Annotated in this window: 18 protein-coding genes; 8 read left to right on the top strand and 10 right to left on the bottom strand. The window is 61.5% G+C overall.

The features are described 5' to 3' along the window. Positions 1–694 precede the first annotated feature (694 nt). The 4 genes from K8B33_RS04900 to K8B33_RS04885 all read left to right on the top strand — a co-directional run bounded on the left by K8B33_RS04900 (position 695) and on the right by K8B33_RS04885 (position 4,657). Positions 695–1,345, top strand: a complete 651-nt coding sequence (locus tag K8B33_RS04900; protein WP_223423955.1) for a TetR/AcrR family transcriptional regulator — start codon at positions 695–697, stop codon at positions 1,343–1,345. Next, the gene (locus K8B33_RS04895) at positions 1,317–3,059 is read left to right on the top strand and encodes an acyl-CoA dehydrogenase family protein (protein WP_396020960.1); all 1,743 of its coding nucleotides are present in this window, start codon (positions 1,317–1,319) and stop codon (positions 3,057–3,059) included. The genes K8B33_RS04900 and K8B33_RS04895 overlap by 29 nt, the downstream gene beginning before the upstream one ends. A gap of 148 nt (positions 3,060–3,207) precedes the next feature. Continuing rightward, on the top strand, positions 3,208–4,101 hold the full coding sequence (locus K8B33_RS04890) for a Dyp-type peroxidase (RefSeq protein WP_223423953.1): 894 nt from the start codon (positions 3,208–3,210) through the stop codon (positions 4,099–4,101). Between the two features lie 4 nt (positions 4,102–4,105). Continuing rightward, positions 4,106–4,657 (top strand): DUF2058 domain-containing protein, encoded by a 552-nt coding sequence (locus K8B33_RS04885; protein WP_223423951.1) that lies wholly within the window; start codon positions 4,106–4,108, stop codon positions 4,655–4,657. A gap of 20 nt (positions 4,658–4,677) precedes the next feature. Here K8B33_RS04885 and K8B33_RS04880 read toward each other — a convergent pair whose 3' ends face one another. The 10 genes from K8B33_RS04880 to map form a co-directional block, all read right to left on the bottom strand. Then, complete coding sequence (locus K8B33_RS04880; protein ID WP_223423949.1) at positions 4,678–5,100, bottom strand: hypothetical protein; 423 nt, start codon at positions 5,098–5,100, stop codon at positions 4,678–4,680. A gap of 271 nt (positions 5,101–5,371) precedes the next feature. Beyond that, positions 5,372–7,069: an amidase gene (locus K8B33_RS04875; RefSeq protein ID WP_223423947.1), complete on the bottom strand. Its 1,698-nt coding sequence runs from the start codon at positions 7,067–7,069 to the stop codon at positions 5,372–5,374. 372 nt (positions 7,070–7,441) lie between these two features. Then, positions 7,442–9,040: an aldehyde dehydrogenase family protein gene (locus K8B33_RS04870; protein ID WP_223423945.1), complete on the bottom strand. Its 1,599-nt coding sequence runs from the start codon at positions 9,038–9,040 to the stop codon at positions 7,442–7,444. A gap of 99 nt (positions 9,041–9,139) precedes the next feature. After that, on the bottom strand, positions 9,140–9,469 hold the full coding sequence (locus tag K8B33_RS04865) for a hypothetical protein (RefSeq protein WP_223423943.1): 330 nt from the start codon (positions 9,467–9,469) through the stop codon (positions 9,140–9,142). 69 nt (positions 9,470–9,538) lie between these two features. Beyond that, positions 9,539–10,681 (bottom strand): succinyl-diaminopimelate desuccinylase, encoded by a 1,143-nt coding sequence (gene dapE, locus K8B33_RS04860; RefSeq protein ID WP_223423941.1) that lies wholly within the window; start codon positions 10,679–10,681, stop codon positions 9,539–9,541. Positions 10,682–10,781: 100 nt separating this feature from the next. Then, positions 10,782–11,816, bottom strand: coding sequence for a 2,3,4,5-tetrahydropyridine-2,6-dicarboxylate N-succinyltransferase (gene dapD, locus K8B33_RS04855; RefSeq protein ID WP_223423939.1), 1,035 nt, complete (start codon positions 11,814–11,816; stop codon positions 10,782–10,784). A gap of 103 nt (positions 11,817–11,919) precedes the next feature. After that, complete coding sequence (locus tag K8B33_RS04850; protein ID WP_223423936.1) at positions 11,920–12,267, bottom strand: arsenate reductase; 348 nt, start codon at positions 12,265–12,267, stop codon at positions 11,920–11,922. Positions 12,268–12,273: 6 nt separating this feature from the next. After that, positions 12,274–13,452 (bottom strand): succinyldiaminopimelate transaminase, encoded by a 1,179-nt coding sequence (gene dapC, locus K8B33_RS04845; RefSeq protein ID WP_223423934.1) that lies wholly within the window; start codon positions 13,450–13,452, stop codon positions 12,274–12,276. A gap of 22 nt (positions 13,453–13,474) precedes the next feature. After that, positions 13,475–16,186, bottom strand: a complete 2,712-nt coding sequence (locus K8B33_RS04840; RefSeq protein WP_223423933.1) for a [protein-PII] uridylyltransferase — start codon at positions 16,184–16,186, stop codon at positions 13,475–13,477. Positions 16,187–16,263: 77 nt separating this feature from the next. Then, positions 16,264–17,040: a type I methionyl aminopeptidase gene (gene map / locus K8B33_RS04835; protein WP_223423931.1), complete on the bottom strand. Its 777-nt coding sequence runs from the start codon at positions 17,038–17,040 to the stop codon at positions 16,264–16,266. A 299-nt stretch (positions 17,041–17,339) separates the two neighbouring features. On the opposite strand from map, the gene rpsB reads away from it, so the two are divergent. From rpsB to frr, 4 genes are all read left to right on the top strand, one after another. Next, a complete protein-coding gene (gene rpsB / locus K8B33_RS04830) occupies positions 17,340–18,101 on the top strand; it encodes a 30S ribosomal protein S2 (RefSeq protein ID WP_223423929.1) in 762 nt (253 codons plus the stop codon). A 124-nt stretch (positions 18,102–18,225) separates the two neighbouring features. Next, a complete protein-coding gene (tsf, locus tag K8B33_RS04825) occupies positions 18,226–19,107 on the top strand; it encodes a translation elongation factor Ts (protein ID WP_223423927.1) in 882 nt (293 codons plus the stop codon). A gap of 217 nt (positions 19,108–19,324) precedes the next feature. Beyond that, positions 19,325–20,077, top strand: a complete 753-nt coding sequence (gene pyrH / locus K8B33_RS04820) for a UMP kinase (RefSeq protein WP_223423925.1) — start codon at positions 19,325–19,327, stop codon at positions 20,075–20,077. Between the two features lie 59 nt (positions 20,078–20,136). Beyond that, positions 20,137–20,694, top strand: a complete 558-nt coding sequence (gene frr / locus K8B33_RS04815; protein ID WP_223423923.1) for a ribosome recycling factor — start codon at positions 20,137–20,139, stop codon at positions 20,692–20,694. Positions 20,695–20,769: the final 75 nt, after the last annotated feature.

Here is a 20,769-nt window from a genome sequence, read left to right as displayed (position 1 = left end):
GGGGCGCAGCGTGTCTTGGGGTATTGGTGATAGTCAGTATGTCACAGCGTGCGTGGGGAAATTTTCTCCAAGTGTTTGTTTTTACTAAATTTTCATTTTGGCTTCGTTGTTGGGTAGTGCGTGAACTGGTGGGGCTTTCCATTCTTTGTTGGTGTTGATGGTTGTGGCCCTCGGCGGAAGGAAAGGTTTTCAGGACACGCCTTAACGGTCGGCGAGCGACGGTCCTCCGGCGGGACTGGTCACCCTCCAGAGAGTACGCGTTGAGCCGGGGTATGCCCTTCCGGGACCGCTCAAGCCGTCCCTGGGCGCTCGCGCTTTGGCCATCCATGGCCAAAGAGGTCCCTACAGGGCATACCCCGGCTCAACGCTGGCAGGAGATTCCAAGTCTGGTGGTTTGTCTCAACTTTCTGGAGGAACAAAACCGGCAGTTGGCTTCGAGTTTGTTAGTCAGGCTGCGCATGACGGCCCTCGGGGGGCGGGGATGTATTTTCAGGACTGTGTGAGACAGGGATGTCGAACACAAGCCTACAGGGACGTATTTACGGCGGGTCCTGAAAATACATCCCCGCCCCCCGAGGGCCACAACCACCAACACCAACAAAGAATGGCAAACACCCGAAACGAGCTGCTCTGGACTTGCACAAAGGTCGGAACAGTGATTCACTTGTTAAAAGAGTGAATAGAGATTCCGACTATGGCCTACCGAGAAACCCTGCGGGTACGCGAACGCAAGGCTGCACAGCGGCAGGCGCTGTTGGGGGCCGCAGAAGCCCTGGTGCGTGAGGGCGGATTTGCCGCCCTGACCGTGCAGGCGCTGGCGCTGCGTGCCGAGGTCGGCGTAGGGACCGTTTATCGCTACTTCGATGCCAAGGACCAACTGGCCGCAGAAGTATTCCGCGTGGCGACCGAGCGTGAGGTCGCGGCAGTTCGCACCGCGCTTGAGGGTGACGGCGCCGTGGCGAGCCGCTTGGTGGCGGCGATTCGCGTGTTCAGCCTGCGCGCACTGCGCGCACCGAGGCTGGCCTGGGCGTTGATTGCCGAACCCGTGGACCCGGCGGTGGATGAGGCCCGGTTGATATACCGGGCCGCCTACCGCGATGCCTTTCAGGCGCTGATCGAACAAGGCATTCGTACCGGTGAGTTGCCGCCACAGCCCTCGCAGCTTGTGGCGGCGGCGCTGGTCGGAGCACTGGCGGAAGCGTTGATCGGTCCGCTGGCTGCCGACGCCGGTAACGATGAGCTGATTGCCGATATCACGACGTTTTGCCTGCGTGCGACAGGCCTGCCCGACACCACAGAACATGAAGGAGACCGTCATGAACAAGCCCACATCACAGCACGATGAGATGGCCCTGAAGCAGGCGGCCAACGCGGCGCCGCTGGCCAATACCCATGAGGTGTTCAATCAGGCGCCGCCGTTGCAGGACTACAACGCCTATGACACAGATACGGCACTGCGTGAGGCCGTGCAGCGCCACGGGGGCGGGTGGGCGCAAGCGCGCTTGTCTGCCCACGGTGCGCGCACGGGCAGTGCCGAGGTGATCGAGTGGGGGTTTCTGGCCAACGAGTTCAAGCCGCAGTTTCATTCCCATGATCGGCAGGGCTACCGGGTGGATCTGGTGCGCTATCACGATGCCTACCACCGGCTGATGAAACTGGGGCTGGAAGCCGGCGTGCATTCGTCGCCCTGGACCGATCCCCGACCGGGTGCGCATGTGGCACGGGCGGCCATGTGTTATCTGCAGGCCCAGGCGGAGGCGGGGCACGGGTGTCCGTTGACCATGACGTTCGCTTCGGTGCCGTCGCTGAAATTGACGCCGTCTATTGCCGAGCAATGGCTGCCGAAGGTGCTCAACAATGCCTATGACCCGCGTAATGTGCCGCATACCGAAAAGCAGGCGCTGACGATCGGCATGGGCATGACCGAGAAGCAGGGTGGCTCGGATGTGCGCGCCAACACGACGACGGCTGTGCCCCTGGCGGCGACGGGGCCGGGGGAGGCCTATGAGCTGGTCGGGCACAAGTGGTTCACCTCTGCGCCCATGTGCGACGGTTTTCTGGTGCTGGGGCAATCTGCGGGCGGGTTGAGCTGTTTTCTGGTGCCGCGCTGGCGTCCGGATGGCAGCAAGAATCCGATTCAGGTGCAGCGTCTGAAGAACAAGATGGGCAACGTGTCCAACGCCTCCTCCGAAATCGAAATGCGCGGTGCGCTCGGCTGGATGGTCGGCGAGGAAGGGCGTGGTGTGCCGGCGATTATCGAGATGGTGGCCATGACCCGTTTTGATTGCATGATCGGTTCGGCGGCGGGGCAGCGTCAGGCGGTGGCGCAGGCTGTCAATCATGCTGCCGGGCGCAGTGCGTTCGGGCAGACGCTGATTGATCAGCCGTTGATGCGGAATGTGCTGGCGGATTTGCAGTTGGAAGTGGAAGGCTCGCTGGCGATTGCCATGCGTATGGCGGAAGCATTGGACAAGAGCGCCGCAGTGCCGGGCAGTCAGCACGACAGTCAGCACGAAAAGCTGCTGCTGCGACTGGGCCTGCCGGCGGGCAAATACTGGATCTGCAAACGCACGCCGTTTCATGCCTATGAGGCGATGGAGTGCCTGGGCGGTAACGGTGTGACGGAAGATTTCATCATGGCGCGCTTGTATCGCGAGGCGCCGATCAATGCGATCTGGGAAGGCTCCGGCAATGTGCAGGCGCTGGATATGTTGCGCGCGCTGGCAAAAACACCGGCGGTGCTCGATACCTGGTTTGCCGAGATGGCCACCACGACCGGCGCCAGCAAGAGGCTGGATCAGGCGGTTCACGGATTGCAGCAAACCTTCGCCGGGTTGCACAAGGCGCCGGATCAGATCGAGTACCGGGCGCGGCAGCTGGTGGATCAGCTTTCCCTGACCATGCAGGCCAGTCTGTTGGTGCGCGCGGGCAATGATGCGGTGGCGGAGGCGTTCATCGCGTCCCGTCTGGGCAGCCAGGGTGATCGCAACTATGGCACCTTGCCCACGGGGCTGGATATTGCGGCCATTCTTGAGCGTGCGGACCCGCGTATTGCCTGATGCGGCTCCTCGCAACCGTGCCCGGCAACCGAGCGCAAACGGGCTGCCGGGTTCACCGGCAGTTCATGCTGCTGCTGGCAGTGTCCGGGCCTGATTGCTATGGTATAGCCGCCCCGACAGGGGCATTACATCAGGGGAGCCAATCAGCGTGACAGATGTTCAAACAGGGGTGTTTCAGCCCGGAATTTTCGACAAGCGTTTTGGCGATCAGGTCTTTCTCGAATATGCACTGGCCCGCGGAGTAGCCGAGGCGGATGTGCGCGAGGCGTTGTCTGCGGTGCTGGCGCTGGGCGGCGATGATGTCCTGATCACGTTGGCCTTCGGCCCGCAGCTGTGGGCGATGTTGGGTGGGCGCTTTGATTTCCCGCCGTTTTCGCTGGAAGGCCAGGTGCCGGCGACCCAGGGCGATTTGCTGGTCTGGGTCCAGACACCGGATCGCAGTCACGGTTTTGACGCAGCGCTGGCGGTACATCGTGCGCTCGGCGATCGTTTCAGCACGCAGCTGGATATCAATGCCTTTGTGTATCATGACATGCGCGACCTGACTGGTTTTGTTGATGGCATTGGCAACCCGGAGGGGGCGCAGGCGCGCAAGGCGGCGCTGGTCGCGGAAGGACATCCCGGTGCCGGTGGCAGCTTCGTGCTGACACAAAAATGGATTCATGATCTGGATGCGTTCGATGCGCTGTCCGTGCCGGAGCAAGAGCGCGTGATCGGCCGCACCAAGGCAGATGCGGTAGAGTTCTCTGATGAAGACATGCCGGCGGACGCCCATGTGGGCCGCACAGATGTCGCCCGCGACGGTGTGCCGCAGAAGATCTGGCGTCGCGGTGTGCCCTATGGCAATACCACGGAGCATGGCAGTTATTTTGTGGCCTTCAGTTGCGAGCTGGATCGCTTCGATTATTTGTTGCGGCGTATGTACGGCATGATTGAGGATGGCGTGCGCGACAGGCTGACCACTTTCTCGTCACCGGTGATGAGTTCCTGGTGGTATGCGCCGACTACGACATTCCTGAAATCCCTCTCCAGTCCGGAATAGCGTCATGGCAGGATCATTGAAAGACCAGTTGCTCAAGGCCGGCCTCGCGGACAAGAAACGCGCAAGGCGGGCGGAGCATGAAAAGCGCCAGGAAAGCACCAGCAAGGCCAAGGGCAAGCCGGTAGAAGATGTTGCTGCGCGGGCCAAGGCATTGCGTGAGGAGCAGTCGCAGCGTTCGAAGGCACTCAATCAGCAGCGTGAGGAAGAGGCCCGGCGCCGCGCGCTGGCCGCCGAGATCAGCCAGCTGATTGATACGCACAAGCTGGACCGGCGCGGTGGCGAAGCGGCCTATCAGTTCGCCGATCAACGCAAGGTCCAGAAGATTTACGTCACTGCGGCGATGGTGGAGCCACTGGCCCGTGGCCAGATGGCAGTGGTGCGGCAGGGGCGCGGTTATGAAGTGGTGCCTGCGGAGATCGGCAAGCGGCTGCGCGAACGCGACGAGGCCGTCGTGGTCGTGCTTCACGACGCTGCGGGTAACAACCCGAACAACGCACCAGCCGAGGAAGACGATCCTTACGCAGCCTACCAGGTGCCCGACGACCTGATGTGGTAGTCGCCAGTGGCCCGCCTGAATTAATCCTCGACGACGCGGCCGCGATACATGCGCTTGTAGTGGGCCTTGTTGTGTTGGGCCTGGGCAGCGCCAGCCAGTTCGGCAACCGGTGCCAGGGAGGGCAGGCCGTCTTCCTCTGTTTGTTCCTCTTCGGTGTGCATCACCTGGCCACGATAGCGGCGCTGGCTGGGCGTCGCCACGGGGGTGACCAGTAAGGGGTCCGGGCCTTCAAATTCAATCAGCGCCAGGCGCAATTCTGCATACACCCGTTGCAGGGCCTGGGTGCGTGTTCTGCCCGCGTAAGCGGCAAGCTCAACGCGCAGGTTTTCATCGGTCAGGGTAAGGCGCACGCCGAATTCGGACTGGATCAGTCTGCGGCACTGGTTTACCAGGCGCAGCAGCCGGTATTGCATCAGCCAGTTGGTATCTGTCCCGTTACTCATAGGTCTGCGCTCGCAAGTCTGTACGCTTCAGCTGTTTGCAACAGCATGGACACCTACACAGGCGGTGGGCCTGCATCCCTGTCTTGGTGGATGCACTGAGTTACACGCAGAAACCGTGCCAGCATCACATTCCCGCCAAAGCCCCTGAGCATAATGTCTGAGTCGAGAGGGGCGGCCGTAGCAGTGCATCGTCATGTAGCACGACAAAAACGGCGCACCCGATTGGTGCGCCGTTGTCGGTTGCGCCTCGGGCGCGCGACGATCAACTCGGTTACGGGAGCTCACCGCCTGCGTCAGCCACCAGGTCCGGGTAGTGCACCGGTGTGGCGCGGGGCTTGACGGTTTCCTGGAAAGCATAGGCAATGCGGATCAGTGTGGCTTCGTCGAATTCCCGTGCCAGCAATTCCATGCCCACCGGCAGTGCCGGGTCGATGTCGTACTCTTCGCCTGCCATACCTGCGGGCATGCTCAATGCCGGGAAGCCGGAGAAGGGACTCATGCGGTTGGCGCTGCCTGCGCTGGGGCTGCCGCCGAGTGAACCGGCCAGGCCCTGCAGGGTCGGGTAGAGCAGCACATCGTAGGCGGGGCCGGCCGGGCGACCCGTCGCATCAATGTTGTCCAGCGCAGCCATCAGGCGCGGGCGCACAAAACCGGGGCGCTCCACGGTGTTGCGAATGTAGCTTTCATTCTGCGACAGGTCTTCGCCGATGTTGTTACGGGAGGCGATGGTGTTGGCGTTGCGATCCAGATAACCACCGCTGTCCTGCATGGCCTGATAGGTGCGCAGGTGGCCGTCCATATCGCTGGTCCAGCTTTGCAGATAAATCTCCATGTCCCGGGCAAATTCCTGATTGGAGAGGCTGGAATAGCGGCTCAGGATCGTGCTCAGGTCAGGCACCACGACATCCTCGACCACCGCACCGGCAGCGCGCATTTTTGCGATGGCGTCATCGAGCACGGTCTGAACGATCGCATTCTGGCCATTGCCGTTACCGAACAGCGCGCGCACCACACCGATCCGTGCGCCTTTCAGGCCGTCAGGTTCGAGAAATGCAGTGTAGCTTGCGGGGATGCGCGTGACGCTCTGGTACTCACCGGCTGAACTGATCAGCGGCGCGTCAATGGCGAAGGCGGAACGCTGGTTGGCGTAGGGCGAGGTATCAAACCCGACCAGTGCATCCATGGCCAGCGCACAATCCTGCACGGTGCGGCACATCGGCCCCGCGGTGTCCTGCCAGCTGGAGAGCGGCATGACCCCATCCTGGCTGACCAGTCTCATGCTCGGGCGAATGCCCACCAGACCAGCGACCGATGACGGCACGCGAATAGAGCCGCCGGTGTCGGAGCCCAGCGCGAAGATGGCCAGGCTGGCACCGATGCTGGTGCCGCTGCCGGAGGAGGAGCCACCCGCGCCGCGGGAGTGATCGTAGGCGTTTTTGGTCAGACCGCGAATGGAGCTTTCACCACGGAAGCCAAAGGCCAGTTCGTCCTGGTTGGCTTTGCCGATGATGATGGCGCCGGCATCGCGCAGCCGTTCGATGACATAGGCGTCTTCGGTGGGCTGGTTGAACTCGAATGCGGTGATGCCGCCGGAGGTGGGCATTTCAGCGGTATTGATATTGTCCTTCGGCAATACCGGAATACAGTACAGAGGCGAATCGATGCCGGTGACGGCGAAGTTCAGGTCTTTTTCGATGGCCTGATTGAGGGCGTCCGGGTTGGTACGCACGACAGAGCGAAGCTCCGGGCCCGAGATGTCGAAGTCATAGGCTTCGATGCGATCCAGGTAGCCTTGAATGATGTCTTCGCAGGTTTTTTCGCCGGAAGCGATGGCCTCGTGCACGCTGGCGACGGTTGCTTCGACAAAGGAAAACGGTGCGGGTGATGCGCTGTTGCTGCTGGAGCCCCCGCAGCCGGCAAGCGCTGTGGCACACAGGGCGGTGCCAATGATCAGTCTGGTATTCAGCATTTTCTGCGTTCCCGATACGAAGCCACATGCCATACACCGGCCTTCAGGCCGGAAGCAGCAGGATGTGGCGAAGTTGAATTGCCTCCATACGGTTTGTGCATGGCCAATCCATTACGTGGCCGCAGCGGGGAGAGAGCAGGTTGTGTGCCAGTGATTTCACTTTGCCATCACGCGAATGTGAGTGATTGTTTTATAGGGATTTTTTCTGATCTGGCGAGGCGGAGGAGGGTGTCAGGGCGGGAGCGCACCAAGTGTTACTTTGAGTAACATTGGTGCGCGATGCCCTGAAATAATGCAGATTTTTCCGAAAATGACTATAAAAAAATGATAGTTATCAATAAGTTGAGACGTGTGTTCGTTATGACTGCCTGGTCAGTCCGTCTTCCAGCCGGTGAACATCTTCTTCACCAGGAAGGGGGTCAGCGCCAGGCTGCTGCGTAACCATTCGCCGGCAGAGCGCGGGAAGACAAAACGCAGGGCGTTGAGCAGGGCCTTGTAGGTCGTCTCGTCAAAGGGGTACCACCAGAGGTTGCGTTTGCTGGGCAGCATGTCCCAGTTGATCGCCTTGGCCTGGGTCATCTCCAGCAAGCCTTCCGGCCCATGGGTACGACCGATGCCGGACTCCTTCCAGCCGCCCCAGGGGGTTTCGGACAGCCCGTGGGTATAAAGATGGTCGTTGACGGTCGTCACCCCGGACTCGAGGCGCGCACCGATAGCACGGCCGCGCTTGTTGCTGCGCGTCCAGACTGACGAGGTCAGTGCCAGATTGGAGGCATTGGCGCGACGGATGGCTTCCTCTTCATCAGCAACCCGCGCCACGGCGATGACCGGGCCAAAGGTTTCGTCACAGACGGTGATCATGTCGTCAGACACATCGGTCAGCAGTGTGGCGGGATAGAACAGTCCTGCATCCGTGGCGCTGCCCGTGGGTTGCGACTGGGCTGCGATAGTGGCGCCCTTGCCGAGCGCATCCTCGACATGCTGCTGCACGGTGCGCAGCTGCCCCGGGGTGGTGATGCTGCCCATCTCCACGTCGAAGTTGTCATGCCCGGCGCCGTGGCGCATGGCGCGGGTCTTGGCGGCCAGCAACTGTACGAAGGCGTCGTACACCGGGGCCACCACATAGATGCGCTCGACGCCGCCACAGGACTGGCCGGCATTCTGATAGCCCGCCCAGGCGGCGCCATTGGCGGCGCGTTCCAGGTCCGCATCTTCCAGCACGATCATCGGGTCATTGCCGCCCAGTTCCAGGGATACCGGGGTCAGGGTCGCGGCAGCCTGAGCCATCAGTTGCTTGCCGGCATTGACCGAACCGGTGAAGAACAGCTTGTTGATGCCGTTATCGAAAAACGCGGTGGCGACCTTGCTGCCAGAGCCGACGACGTGCTGGAACAGGCCGGGGGGCAGATCGCCGGCAGCGATGATGTCTTCGATGGCGCGGCCCACGGCGGGCGTGGCGGCGGCGACTTTCAGCAACACGGCATTGCCGGCCATCAAGGCCATGACGATCTCACCGAAGGGGATCGACAGGGGGTAGTTCCAGGGGCTGATGATGCCAACGACGCCCAGCGGCACATGCTGCATTTGCGTGCGCTTGTTGATGAACAGCAGGGTGCCCGCAGGGCGCATGCGCGGCTTGAGCACGCTGGCGGCGTGCTTCGCGTACCAGTTACAGGCCAGCGCGCAGGGCAGGACTTCGGTGGCCAGGGCGTCGGTGCGGGTCTTGCCGTTGCTCTGGCTCACGGTCAACGCGAGCTGCTCGGCGTGCTCGACAATATACCGGCGCATGCGCTGGATATGTGTAGCCCGCTCCTTGAAGGACTTCGCCGCCCAGAGGCGCTGCGCCTGGCGGGCATCCGCCATCATGGCAGGCATGCGGGAAAGGTCGGTCTCGGCAATGCTGAAGAAGGCGTGACCGGTGGCAGGATTCACATCCTCCACCATGCGGGCGTCGGGCGCGGCAGCGTTCATGGCTCGGGTCCTTGGTTATTGGTAGATGGGTGCCATGTGTGAATGGCAGCACGTGCGAAAGCTAAAATGGGAACACAAGTGTACGCCCGTCGCAATCGGCTATTCATCCACCCATTGCCAGCGCAGGGGTTCACCGAAATCGTCATAGATGAGCTTGCGGCGGGGTTTGCGGCGCAGGGTCACGCGGCTGCTGCTGCGACGCGCCTGCTTGCGTGCTTCGATGGCGGCAATGACGTGGTTGAGCGGGATGCGCTCCTGGGGCGGCGGCTTCTGTTCCCCTGAAGGGTGACGGCGCCAGTCTCCGCCATGGTGGGCGCCGGAGACGCCGGGAGCGACTTCCTTGATGCGCCCGCCATGGGACAGATAGTCATCTATCTTGCGGCGCAGGGCTTCCCGCTGCTGGGCTTTGTATGACAGATCCTTGGCCATGGCGCGATTCAGACATCGTGACGTGACCCATCAGCATAGCATGAGCGCATCGCTGTTGTGTGAGAGCGCTCACGCACCCGCCAGCAGGCGCGTGAGAATGCCGTGGTAGGCCTGTGCCAGTGGCCCCAGTTCGGCGACCGGGGTGCATTCATCGATCTTGTGAATGCTCGCATTGACCGGGCCCAGTTCCAGCACCTGGGCGCCGGTCGGCGCGATAAAGCGCCCGTCGGAGGTGCCGCCTGCTGTGGACAGCAGCGTTTCCCGGCCGGTGGCGTCGCGCAGCGCGGCCACGGCCGCGTTGACCAACTCGCCGGGCTCGGTCAGAAAGGGCTGGCCGGACAGGGTCCAGGTCAGCGCGTACTCCAGCCCGTGGCGATCAAGAATCGCTACCGTGCGTGCTTTCAGATCATCGGCAGTGAGCGCCGTGGAAAAACGGAAATTGAAGATCACTTCGCAGGTGCCGGGGACCACGTTGGTGGCGCCGGTGCCGGCATGGATATTGGAGATCTGGAAGCTGGTGGCGGGAAAAAAGTCGTTGCCCTCATCCCACTGCTCGGCGGCCAGTTCGGCCAGCGCAGGTGCGACCTGATGCACCGGATTGCGGGCCAGATGGGGATAGGCCACGTGGCCCTGAATACCCTTGACCTCCAGGCGTGCCCCGAGGGAGCCCCGGCGGCCATTCTTGATGACATCCCCGAAAGTATCGCTGGATGACGGCTCGCCGACCAGGCACCAGGTGATCTTCTCGTTACGTGCTTCCAGTGTTTCAACCACCTTGACGGTGCCGTCCACGGACGGCCCTTCCTCATCGGAGGTGATCAGGAAGGCGATGCTGCCCTGGTGATCGGCATGGTCGGCAATGAAATCTTCCACCGCCACCAGCATGGCGGCTATGGAGGATTTCATGTCGGCCGCGCCGCGACCGTACAGCAGACCGTCACGGATTTCGGGGCGGAACGGGTCGGAGGTCCAGGCGGCCAGATCGCCGGTGGGTACCACATCCGTATGGCCGGCAAAGGCCAGCACCGGTGCGGCGTCGCCGCGCCGGGCCCAGAGGTTGTCCACATCACCGAAGCGCAGGTGCTCACACTGGAAGCCCAGAGCGGCCAGTTTGTCGGCGAGCCAGGCCTGGCAGCCGGCATCGTCAGGGGTAACAGACGCCCGGCCGATCAGCTCTTGCGCATAGGCGAGTACGCGTTCCTGTAATGCCATGTTTGCCATGCTTGTCACACTCATATTCTGTTGTTGCTGCAATGCGTTGTCGCAATATGTGGCTGCGCAAATGTGTGGCTGCGCAAATGTGCGGTCGCGATCAATTATGCTTGTGCAGCGCTTCGTTGAGCGTGACGGCGTTCTTGTTGGTCAGGCACTCGACAACGCCGCTTTCGGAATTGCGACGGAACAGCAGGTCATTCTGGCCTGCCAGATCACGGGCCTTGACGCTCTGCACCAGCTGGCCCTGATCGTCCAGCAACTTCACTTTGGTGCCGGCGGTGATATACAGCCCGGACTCGATAGTGCAGCGATCGCCCAGCGGGATGCCGGTGCCGGCGTTGGCGCCCAGCAGGCAGTCTTCACCCAGGGAAATGATGATGTTGCCGCCGCCAGAGAGGGTGCCCATGGTGGAGGCGCCGCCGCCGATGTCGGAGCCTTTGCCGACAAACACGCCAGCAGAAATACGCCCCTCGATCATGCCGGGCCCGGCGGTGCCGGCGTTAAAGTTGACGAAGCCCTCATGCATGATGGTGGTGCCTTCGCCGACATAGGCGCCAAGACGGACCCGTGAGGTATCGGCAATACGCACGCCCTTGGGCACCACGTAGTCAGTCATCTTCGGAAACTTGTCCACCGAATCGACACTCAGCACCTTGCCGTCCAGGCGCGCCATCAGCTGGCGCTCTGGCAGTTCGTTCAGGTCTACCGCGCCTTCGTTGGTCCAGGCTACGTTGGGCAGCAGCGGGAAGATGCCGGAGAGATCAATGCCATGGGGTTTGACCAGCCGATGGGAGAGCAGGTGCAGCTTGAGATACGCTTCGGGCGTCGACACCGGCGCTGCATCGGTTTCGAGAATGGTCAGCACGACCGGCTTGTCGGATTCCTGGAAGGCCACGGCGTAGCTGGCCTGATCCTCATGGTCGCCCTCACGCCAGGCGCGGGCCAGATGACCGACCTGGCGGTGGCTGAGTTCGATGGCCACGTTGCCGCCCTCGTAATCCAGTGTTTCCCGCACGGCCTCTATCAATGCCGCATCCGGGTTCAGGACCGGGGCAGGGTAGTAGACTTCGAGCCACTGCTCATCACGATTCTGTGTGCCACAGCCGAGGGCGAGGGCGAAAACCTTGCTCATGAGAATCCCTTATTTCTGTCTGTCGGTGATCGAGCGGACATTATGCCCGACCTTGCGGTGCATTTCAGTGGCCCAGAGGCTCAGTGGCGCCGTGCCAGGAAAATCAGCGCAGCGCCTCGGCCCAGGCGGCCGGGTCGAAGCCCACCAGAATGCCGCCGGGGTACTCGACGATCGGGCGCTTGATCAGTGAGGGGTTGGCGACAGCGGCGGCGACGGCGGAGGTGTCGTCCATGGCATCACGTTCCGCCTGTGGCAATTTGCGCCAGCTGGTGCCGCGCCGGTTGATGATGGTGTCCCGACCTTTTGCCGTGATCCAGGCGGGCAATTTCTTTTCCGGCGCGCCGGCTTTCTTGTAGTCATGAAATGCGTAGGCAATGCCGTGCTGGTCCAGCCAGGTAAAGGCCTTCTTCATGGTGTCGCAGGCCTTGATGCCGTAAACGGTAAGCGTCATTGGCGGTTATCTCCCTCGCAAAAAAGTGCGGATACGTTCGGCACCTTCGGTGCACTCATCAAGCGTTGCCACCAGCGCCATGCGCACGCGTCCGGCGCCCGGGTTCACCCCGTCGACTTCGCGGGACAGATAGCTGCCGGGCAATACCGTAACGTTCTGTGTGCGTTTCAGTTCCCGTGCAAAGGCTTGGTCATCCATGGGCGTTTCGGGCCACAGATAAAACCCGGCCTCCGGTGCACTGACCGGCAGGGTGTCACCGAGTATATCCAGCACGGCAGCAAATTTTTCCCGATACAGGCGCCGGTTTTCATCGACGTGTGCTTCATCGTTCCAGGCGGCGATGCTGGCCAGCTGATGGTGCGGCGGCATGGCGCAGCCATGGTAGGTGCGATAGCGCAGGAACTGTTTCAGTAGCGCGGCGTCTCCGGCGACGAAGCCGGAGCGCAGGCCGGGCAGGTTCGAGCGCTTGGACAATGAGTGGAACACCGTGCAGCGGGCGTAATCGTGGCGCCCCATGTCCGCGCAGGCTTCCAGCAGGCCCGGCGGCGGCGTCTGGTTGTAGATTTCCGAGTAGCACTCGTCCGAGGCAATGATGAAATCGTGCTCGTCCGCCAGGCGGATCAGACGCTGCATGGTCGCAATGTCCAGCAGGGCCCCGGTGGGGTTGCCGGGCGAGCAGAGATAAAGCAGCTGGCACCGGGCCCAGGTGTCATCGCTGACCGCATCGAAGTCCGGTTGCAGGCCGGTTTCGCCCGTGCAGGGCAGGTACACCGGTGTGCCGCCTGCCAACAGCGCAGCGCCTTCGTAGATCTGATAGAAGGGATTGGGCATCAGCACCAGCGGTGCGCGGCTGCGATCCAGCACCGCCTGGGCGAACGCGAACAGGGCTTCCCGCGTGCCGGTTACGGGCAGCACATTATCCGCGCTCAGTTGGCGCAGCGGATAACGGCGGCACAACCAGTCGACGATGGTGTCTCTGAGTGCGGGGATGCCGGCGGTGGTGGGGTAGCGACACAGTTCGGCGGCGTGTTGCCGCAGGGCCTCCCGGACCAGGGCGGGTGCCGGGTGTTGTGGTTCGCCGATAGACAGGGCGATGGGCGAAAGCGTCGGTGTTTCCAGCCCGGCGAACAATTGCGCGAGCTTCTCGAACGGATAAGGGTGCAGCAGATCGAGATCGGGATTCATCGGTATCCTGTTTGTTCTGGTGTTAAAAGGTCAGTGACGCCGGTGTGGCGTCGTTGACGTCATCGAGTTCTTCCTTGATACGCTGTTGCAGACGCTCACACAGGTCCGGATCGGAAATCGGGCTGCCGTCTTTCTGTGTCACGAAGAAAACGTCTTCTGCGCGCTCGCCCAGTGTGGCAATGCGTGCGTTCTGCAACAACAGGCCGAATTCCATGAACAGTCGCCCGATGCGGGCCAGCAGGCCGGGGCGATCGAGCGTGTGGATATCCACCACCGTGTGGTCATGCACCAGATCGTTGCTGATGATAACGCGCGTTGGCACGCTGAAATGCTTGTGCCGCCGTGGCATGCGGCGTTGCACGATGGCGCGGAACCCACTGGGGTCGGCCAGTGCGCGGGTCAGTGTGTCGCGAATGACATCCAGCCGGGCATGGTCGTTGCCAATCGGTGTGCCGTGTTCATCCAGGACGACATAACTGTCCAGGCTGAAGCCGTCACCGGAGGTGATGATGCGCGCGTCCATGATGGTCAGGTTCAATTGATCCAGTGCGTTCACGGTGGCCGCGAAAAGATTTTCCGTGTCCGGTGTGTAGACGAATATCTGCGTGCCGCCGTCATGCTGGGCGCTGCTGGTGTCGCGAATCAGCACCAGCGGCTGATCGGTGTTGTCACGGGTCAGCATGGCTTCTGTATGCCAGGCGATATCCACCGCGTTTTCGCGCAGGAAATACTCGTCACCAATGCTGGCCCACAAGTGCTCCACCTTGTCCGCCGGTAGCTGGCGCTGTTCCAGAATGCGCAGGGCTTCATCGCGGGTTTCGTCGATCCAGTCCTGCTTGTCCACCGGGTTGTTGAGGCCCCGGCGCAGGGCGCGCTTGGTTTCGATATACAGCTGCCGCAGCAGCGAATCACGCCAGGAATTCCACAGCGCCGGATTGGTCGCGTTGATATCCGACACGGTCAGCAGGTACAGATAATCCAGATGCACCAGATCGCCGACTTGCCGGGCAAATTCATACACCACTTCCGGATCGGCAATATCCTTGCGCTGTGCGGTCACCGACATGACCAGGTGGCTGCGCACCAGCCAGGCGACCAGTTTGGCGTCCCAGGTGGACAGGCCATGCCGCTTGCAGAACGCGATGGCATCATCGGCACCCAGCTCGGAGTGGTCGCCGCCGCGGCCCTTGGCAATGTCGTGATACAGGCCGGCGACATATAACAACTCCGGCTTCGGCAGCCGGTAAAAGACGTCGCAGGCCAGCGGGAAGTGCTCGCGGGTTTCTTCATGGCGCAGGCGGCGCATGTTCTTGACCACCAGCAGTGTATGGGCGTCAACGGTATAAATATGAAACAGGTCGTATTGCATCATGCCGATGATGTTGCCGAACTCCGGCAGGTACTGGCCGAGGATGCCGTAGCGTTTCATGCGCCGCAGTTGCGTGAACAGTGCATGGGGGGAGCGCAACAGTTGCATGAACAGCGCTGTATTGCGCGGGTCGTTGCGGAAATCGTCATCGATCAGTTTGCGTTGCTCAATGGCATGACGAATGGTGCTGGCGCGCACGCCCTTGAGGTCCGGGTGCTGGGCCAGCACCACGAACATTTCCATCAGGGCCGAGGGCTGCCGGGCAAACACATCGGGCGCGGTGATTTCCAGGTAGTCGTTGTGAATCTGGAAGCGGCGGTTCAGCGGCAGTACCCGCTGCGGCTTGTCGTGCTGCAGGATCGCTTCGTCAAACAGCTGCAGCAGCATTTCGTTGAGCACTGACAGGGCGAGCGAGACGCGATAGAAGCGCTTCATGAACACTTCTACGGCCAGATTCGAGCTGGAGTCTTCGTGCCCGAGCAGGGCGGCGACCTGGCGCTGGTGATCAAACAGCAGCCGGTTTTCATTACGGCCGCTGACGTTGTGCAGGGCCCAGCGGATCTGGAACAGGATCTCCTGGCAGCGCTGCAGCATGGAATACTCGCGCTCTGTGAGAAAGCCGAGATCGATCAGTTGTTCGAGGCGATCCACATCGAAGTGCCGTTTGGCCACCCAGCCGACCATCTGCAGGTCGCGCAGGCCGCCGGGCGCATTCTTGGTGTCCGGCTCCAGATTGTATTCGGTGTCGTTGTGCTTCTTGTGGCGGGCGACCTGCTCCTGCCACTTGGCTTCGAAGAACGACGCGGTCGGCCAGATGACGTCCGGGCCGGTGCGGGCGGCTAGCTGCTGGCGCAGGGTGTCGTCACCCGCCAGGGTGCGGGATTCCATGATATTGGTGGCGACGGTGATGTCTTCCCGGGCCAGATCGACGCATTCGTCCATGGTGCGCACGCTGTGGCCGATTTCCAGGCCGGTATCCCAGAGCAGGGCGATGAATTGCTCCAGCTTGCTGCACAGCGCGTCTCCCGGTGCGTTGGCCAGCAGAATCAGCACGTCCACATCGGAGTGCGGGTGCAGTTCGCCACGACCGTAGCCGCCGACGGCAACCAGTGCCAGGGCAGGGCCATCATCGTCGCCGTGCGGGGACGGGTGGTCGAGATCAAATAATGACCAGGCGGCCTGGAGCACCTGATCCACCATGGCAGAGCGCCCGCTGACCAGCTCGCGAATCGGCGTGGCCGGGAAGGCCGCGTCCAGACGCTGCTGCCCCTGCATCAGCAGGTCGCGCGCGGTCATACCGGGCGATGTGCTCTGCCTCAGGGTGTCAGTGATCTGCGCCAGGGTGGCGGCGGGCTCAAGGGTCATGGTGTCCGGGCTCTGCATTCGGGAATCGGGGTGTTGGCACGCAACTATCGGGCCAGTCTCGGATCAGGCCAGGCCAGTCAGGCCAAATCGGTTTCTTCCTGTCGCCGGGTCAGTACCTCGAATCCGTCGCGGGTGACGGCAATGGTGTGTTCCCACTGCGCGGAAAGCTTGTGGTCCTTGGTCACCACGGTCCAGCCGTCCGGGAGCAGTTTGGTCTGGGCCTTGCCCGCATTGATCATCGGCTCAATGGTGAACACCATGCCCTCTTCCAGCACGAGGCCGGTACCGGCCTTGCCATAATGCAGCACCTGCGGTTCCTCGTGGAAGATCTTGCCGATGCCGTGCCCGCAATATTCACGCACCACCGAGAAGCGGTGCTGCTCGGCGTGCTGCTGGATGGCCTGGCCGATATCGCCCAGCCGGGTGCCGGGGCGGACCAGCTCGATGCCCTTCATCATGCACTCGCGTGTCACCTCCACCAGGCGCTTCGCCAGCACCGAGGGCTCGCCAACGAAGAACATCTTGCTGGTGTCGCCGTGCCAGCCGTCCTTGATGACGGTGACGTCGATATTGATGATGTCGCCCTTCTTCAGGGCCTTGCGCTCGTTGGGGATGCCGTGGCAGATGACATGGTTGACCGAGGTGCAGACGGACTTCGGGAAGCCCCGATAGCCCAGACACGCCGGGATCACCTGCTGGGTGTTGACCATATAGTCGTGGCAGATGCGGTCCAGTTCCTCGGTCGTGACGCCGGGCTGGACGTGTTCGCCGATCATGTCCAGGACTTCGCCGGCGAGGCGACCGGCCTCGCGCATGGCCAGGATATCTTCAGGGCTTTTCAGGCTGATGGTCATCGAATGCTCTATTCAGATCAGTGACTTGGGCGCCGGGTTGGCCGTTGTGCGGGGCACAATCGACGGCCTCTATAGTACACCGGATGATTGTTGTCGGGGCGTGATCATGGTATAAAGCGCGCCCCTGACCGGCCCGCAGGGGTACGCATTGTACCTGTGAGGACCGCGCCAAGGGAAATCCACACATGCTCCGTCACATGGCCCTGGGTGCCCCTCGCAGACCGTCACTACTGAAGACAGTCCGGGAGGTTGGGTGATGCGGGAGCATGGAGGCCCAACCCGAAACGGAGAAAACTGAAATGCCTAACGTCACCATGCGCGACATGCTCAAGGCGGGCGTTCACTTCGGCCACCAGACACGTTACTGGAACCCGAAGATGAAGCCGTTCATCTATGGCGCTCGCAACAAGATTCACATCGTGAATCTGGAAAAGACCCTGCCACTGTTCAACGAAGCGCTGAGCTTCGTCAACAAGCTGGCTTCCAGCAACAACAAGATTCTGTTCGTCGGCACCAAGCGTGCGGCACAGAAGGCGGTTGCGGATGAAGCGACCCGCTGCGGTATGCCCTATGTGGACCACCGCTGGCTGGGCGGCATGCTCACCAACTGGAAGACCATTCGTCAGTCCATCAAGCGTTATCGTGATCTGGAAGCCCAGTCCGCTGATGGCACCTTTGACAAGCTGACCAAGAAAGAAGCGCTGATGCGCCGTCGTGAGATGGAGAAGCTGGAGCGCTCCATCGGCGGTATCAAGGACATGGGCGGCCTGCCGGACGCACTGTTCATCATCGACGTGGACCACGAAGACATCGCCGTACAGGAAGCGCGCAAGCTGGGCATTCCGGTTATCGCAGTGGTGGATACCAACAGCAACCCGGACGGTGTCGACTACATCGTACCTGGCAACGATGACGCGATTCGCGCCATCCAGCTGTACGTGGGTGCAGTGGCTGACGCCATCATCGAAGGTCGCCAGTACGCCGCAACACAGGCGCCGGGCGGCGATACCGATGGTTTCGTTGAAGTTCAGGACGCGGCGGCTGAAGAAGCGCGCGGCTGATCCGGCCAGGCGTATTCCGGAAAGCACTTTTCCGGAAAAGCGGTACCGGTGCGGGGGCTTGGCCCCCGCATCCAAATTTCATACCCGGTGTCCCGCCAACGGATGCCGCTGAGAGAGGTGAATCATGGCTGCTGTAACTGCTGCTCTGGTGAAAGAACTGCGTGAACGCACCGGCCTGGGCATGATGGAGTGCAAGAAGGCTCTGGTCGAAGCCGACGCCGATATCGAACGCGCCATTGATGACCTGCGCAAGTCAGGTCAGGCCAAGGCCGCCAAGAAGGCCGGTCGCACCGCTGCGGAAGGCGCTGTCGCCGTCGCGGTCAGTGATGACGGCAAGACCGCCATCATGGTGGAAATCAATTCCGAAACCGACTTTGTTGCCCGTGACGACAACTTCCTGGGCTTTGCCAACAAGGTGGCTGCGGCTGCACTGGCGGCAGGCGAGGCAGACGTAGCGAAAATCGCTGAGCTGACGCTGGAAGATGGCGCCACTGTGGAAAAGGCCCGCGAGGCACTGATCCAGAAGATCGGCGAGAACATCCAGATTCGCCGCGGCGCGCTGCTCTCCGCCGAGACGGCCATTGGTGCTTATGTACACGGCGGCAAGATCGGTGTGCTGGTCGGCCTCAAAGGTGGTGATGAAGCGCTGGGCAAAGACGTGGCCATGCATGTGGCAGCGGTCGCCCCGATGGTCGTCAACACCAACGAAGTGCCGGAAGCGGAGCTGGAGCGCGAGAAAGACATCATTCGTGCACAGCCTGATATGGCGGGCAAACCGGCGGAAATCGTCGAGAAGATGCTCGGTGGCCGGATCCAGAAGTTCCTCAAGGAAATCAGCCTGGTCGAGCAGCCGTTCGTGAAAGATCCCAACACCACCGTTGGCAAGCTGGCGAAAGACGCCGGTGCCGAAATCCAGAGCTTTGTGCGTCTGGTGGTCGGTGAAGGTATCGAGAAAGAAGAGACTGATTTCGCAGCTGAGGTGATGGCCCAGGTCAACAAGGGCTGATTCATCGTGCGACGGTCAACTCAAACGCCTTGCCGGACCCCGTTCGGCAGGGCGTTTTTGTAAGTGCATTCCGCCCGGGAAACAGGTCACAGTGATGGCGATAACCGGGCGAATAGCGCATCATCACAGGCGCTGGTGAACACCATGGCGCCAGCGAAGTCTGATCAGGCAATCACAAGCTGTTGGCTGGTATCTTATGAGTGGTGGAGAGTTGGATATGCCCAGTGCAAGCAAGGACCGATCGCCGCGTTATAACCGCATATTGCTGAAGCTGAGCGGGGAAGCGCTGGCTGGCGATGAAGGCTTCGGCATTGATCCCAAGGTGCTGGACGCCATGTCCCTGGAGATCGGCCAGCTGGTGGGTATCGGTGTCCAGGTCGGCCTGGTCATCGGCGGCGGCAACCTGTTTCGCGGTGCTGCATTGCAGTCCGCCGGCCTGGATCGGGTCGCCGGGGACCACATGGGCATGCTGGCCACGGTCATGAATGGCCTGGCCTTGCGCGATGCGCTGGAACGTTCGAATATTCGTACCCGTCTGATGTCCGCGATTCCCATGAGTGGGGTGGTGGAGCACTATGACCATCGCCACGCGATCCGGTATCTGAAGAACGGTGAAGTGGTGATTTTCTGCGCCGGTACCGGCAATCCCTTCTTTACCACCGACTCTGCCGCTTGCCTGCGGGGGATCGAGATCAATGCCGATGTGGTGCTGAAGGCGACCAAGGTGGACGGTGTGTATGATTCCGATCCGGTCAAGAATCCGGATGCGGTACGCTATGACCGGCTGACGTATGATGATGTGCTGAGAATGAAGCTGGGCGTGATGGATCTTACGGCCATCTGCCTGTGCCAGGATCACAGCATGCCGTTGCGCGTGTTCAACATGAACAAGAAAGGTGCGTTGTTGAGCCTGATGCTGGGGAGCAGTGAAGGGACCCTGGTGGAAGCCGACCGCGCAGAGACCGGGTAAGATTGGGTCAGATTGATTGAGAAATCGAGTAAAAAGTCGAGTGAGAAGAGGATTCGCAAGTGATCGATGAAATCAGGAAAGATGCCGAATCGCGCATGAAGAAGAGCCTGGAAGCGCTGGAAACGGCGTTGCGGCGTGTGCGTACCGGGCGCGCTCACCCGAGCCTGCTGGATACGATCTCGGTGTCCTATTATGGCGCTGATACGCCATTGTCCCAGTTGGCCAACATCGGCGTGGAAGAAGGGCGCACCCTGATCGTGTCGCCGTTTGACAAGCAGCTGGTGCCGGACATCGAAAAGGCAATCATGAAATCCGATCTGGGTCTGAACCCGTCCACTGCCGGCACCGTGATTCGCCTGCCGCTGCCGCCGTTGACGGAAGAAACCCGCCGTGATCTGGTCAAGGTCGTGCGCGCCGAGTGCGAGCATGCGCGCGTGGCACTGCGTAACGTGCGTCGCGATGCCAACAGCGATCTGAAAGAGCTGTTGAAAGAGAAAGAAATTTCCGAAGACGAGGCACGCCACGGTGAAGAGCAGATCCAGCAGCTGACCGATAAAATGGTGGCTGAGGCGGATAAAGCGCTCAAGACCAAGGAAGAAGAACTGATGTCCATCTGACCGGCACGGGTCCGTGGAAACGGGCCTGTCGGTAGAGTGGGTGGCCGGGCTGCATGTCAGCCCGGTTTTGTTTCC

It is taken from the genome of Alcanivorax limicola, from assembly GCF_019931215.1.
In the GTDB taxonomy this organism is placed as follows: Bacteria; Pseudomonadota; Gammaproteobacteria; order Pseudomonadales; family Alcanivoracaceae; genus Isoalcanivorax; species Isoalcanivorax limicola.
Note: the sequence above shows the minus strand (reverse complement) of the source record. Positions and strands in the feature narration are given on the sequence as shown.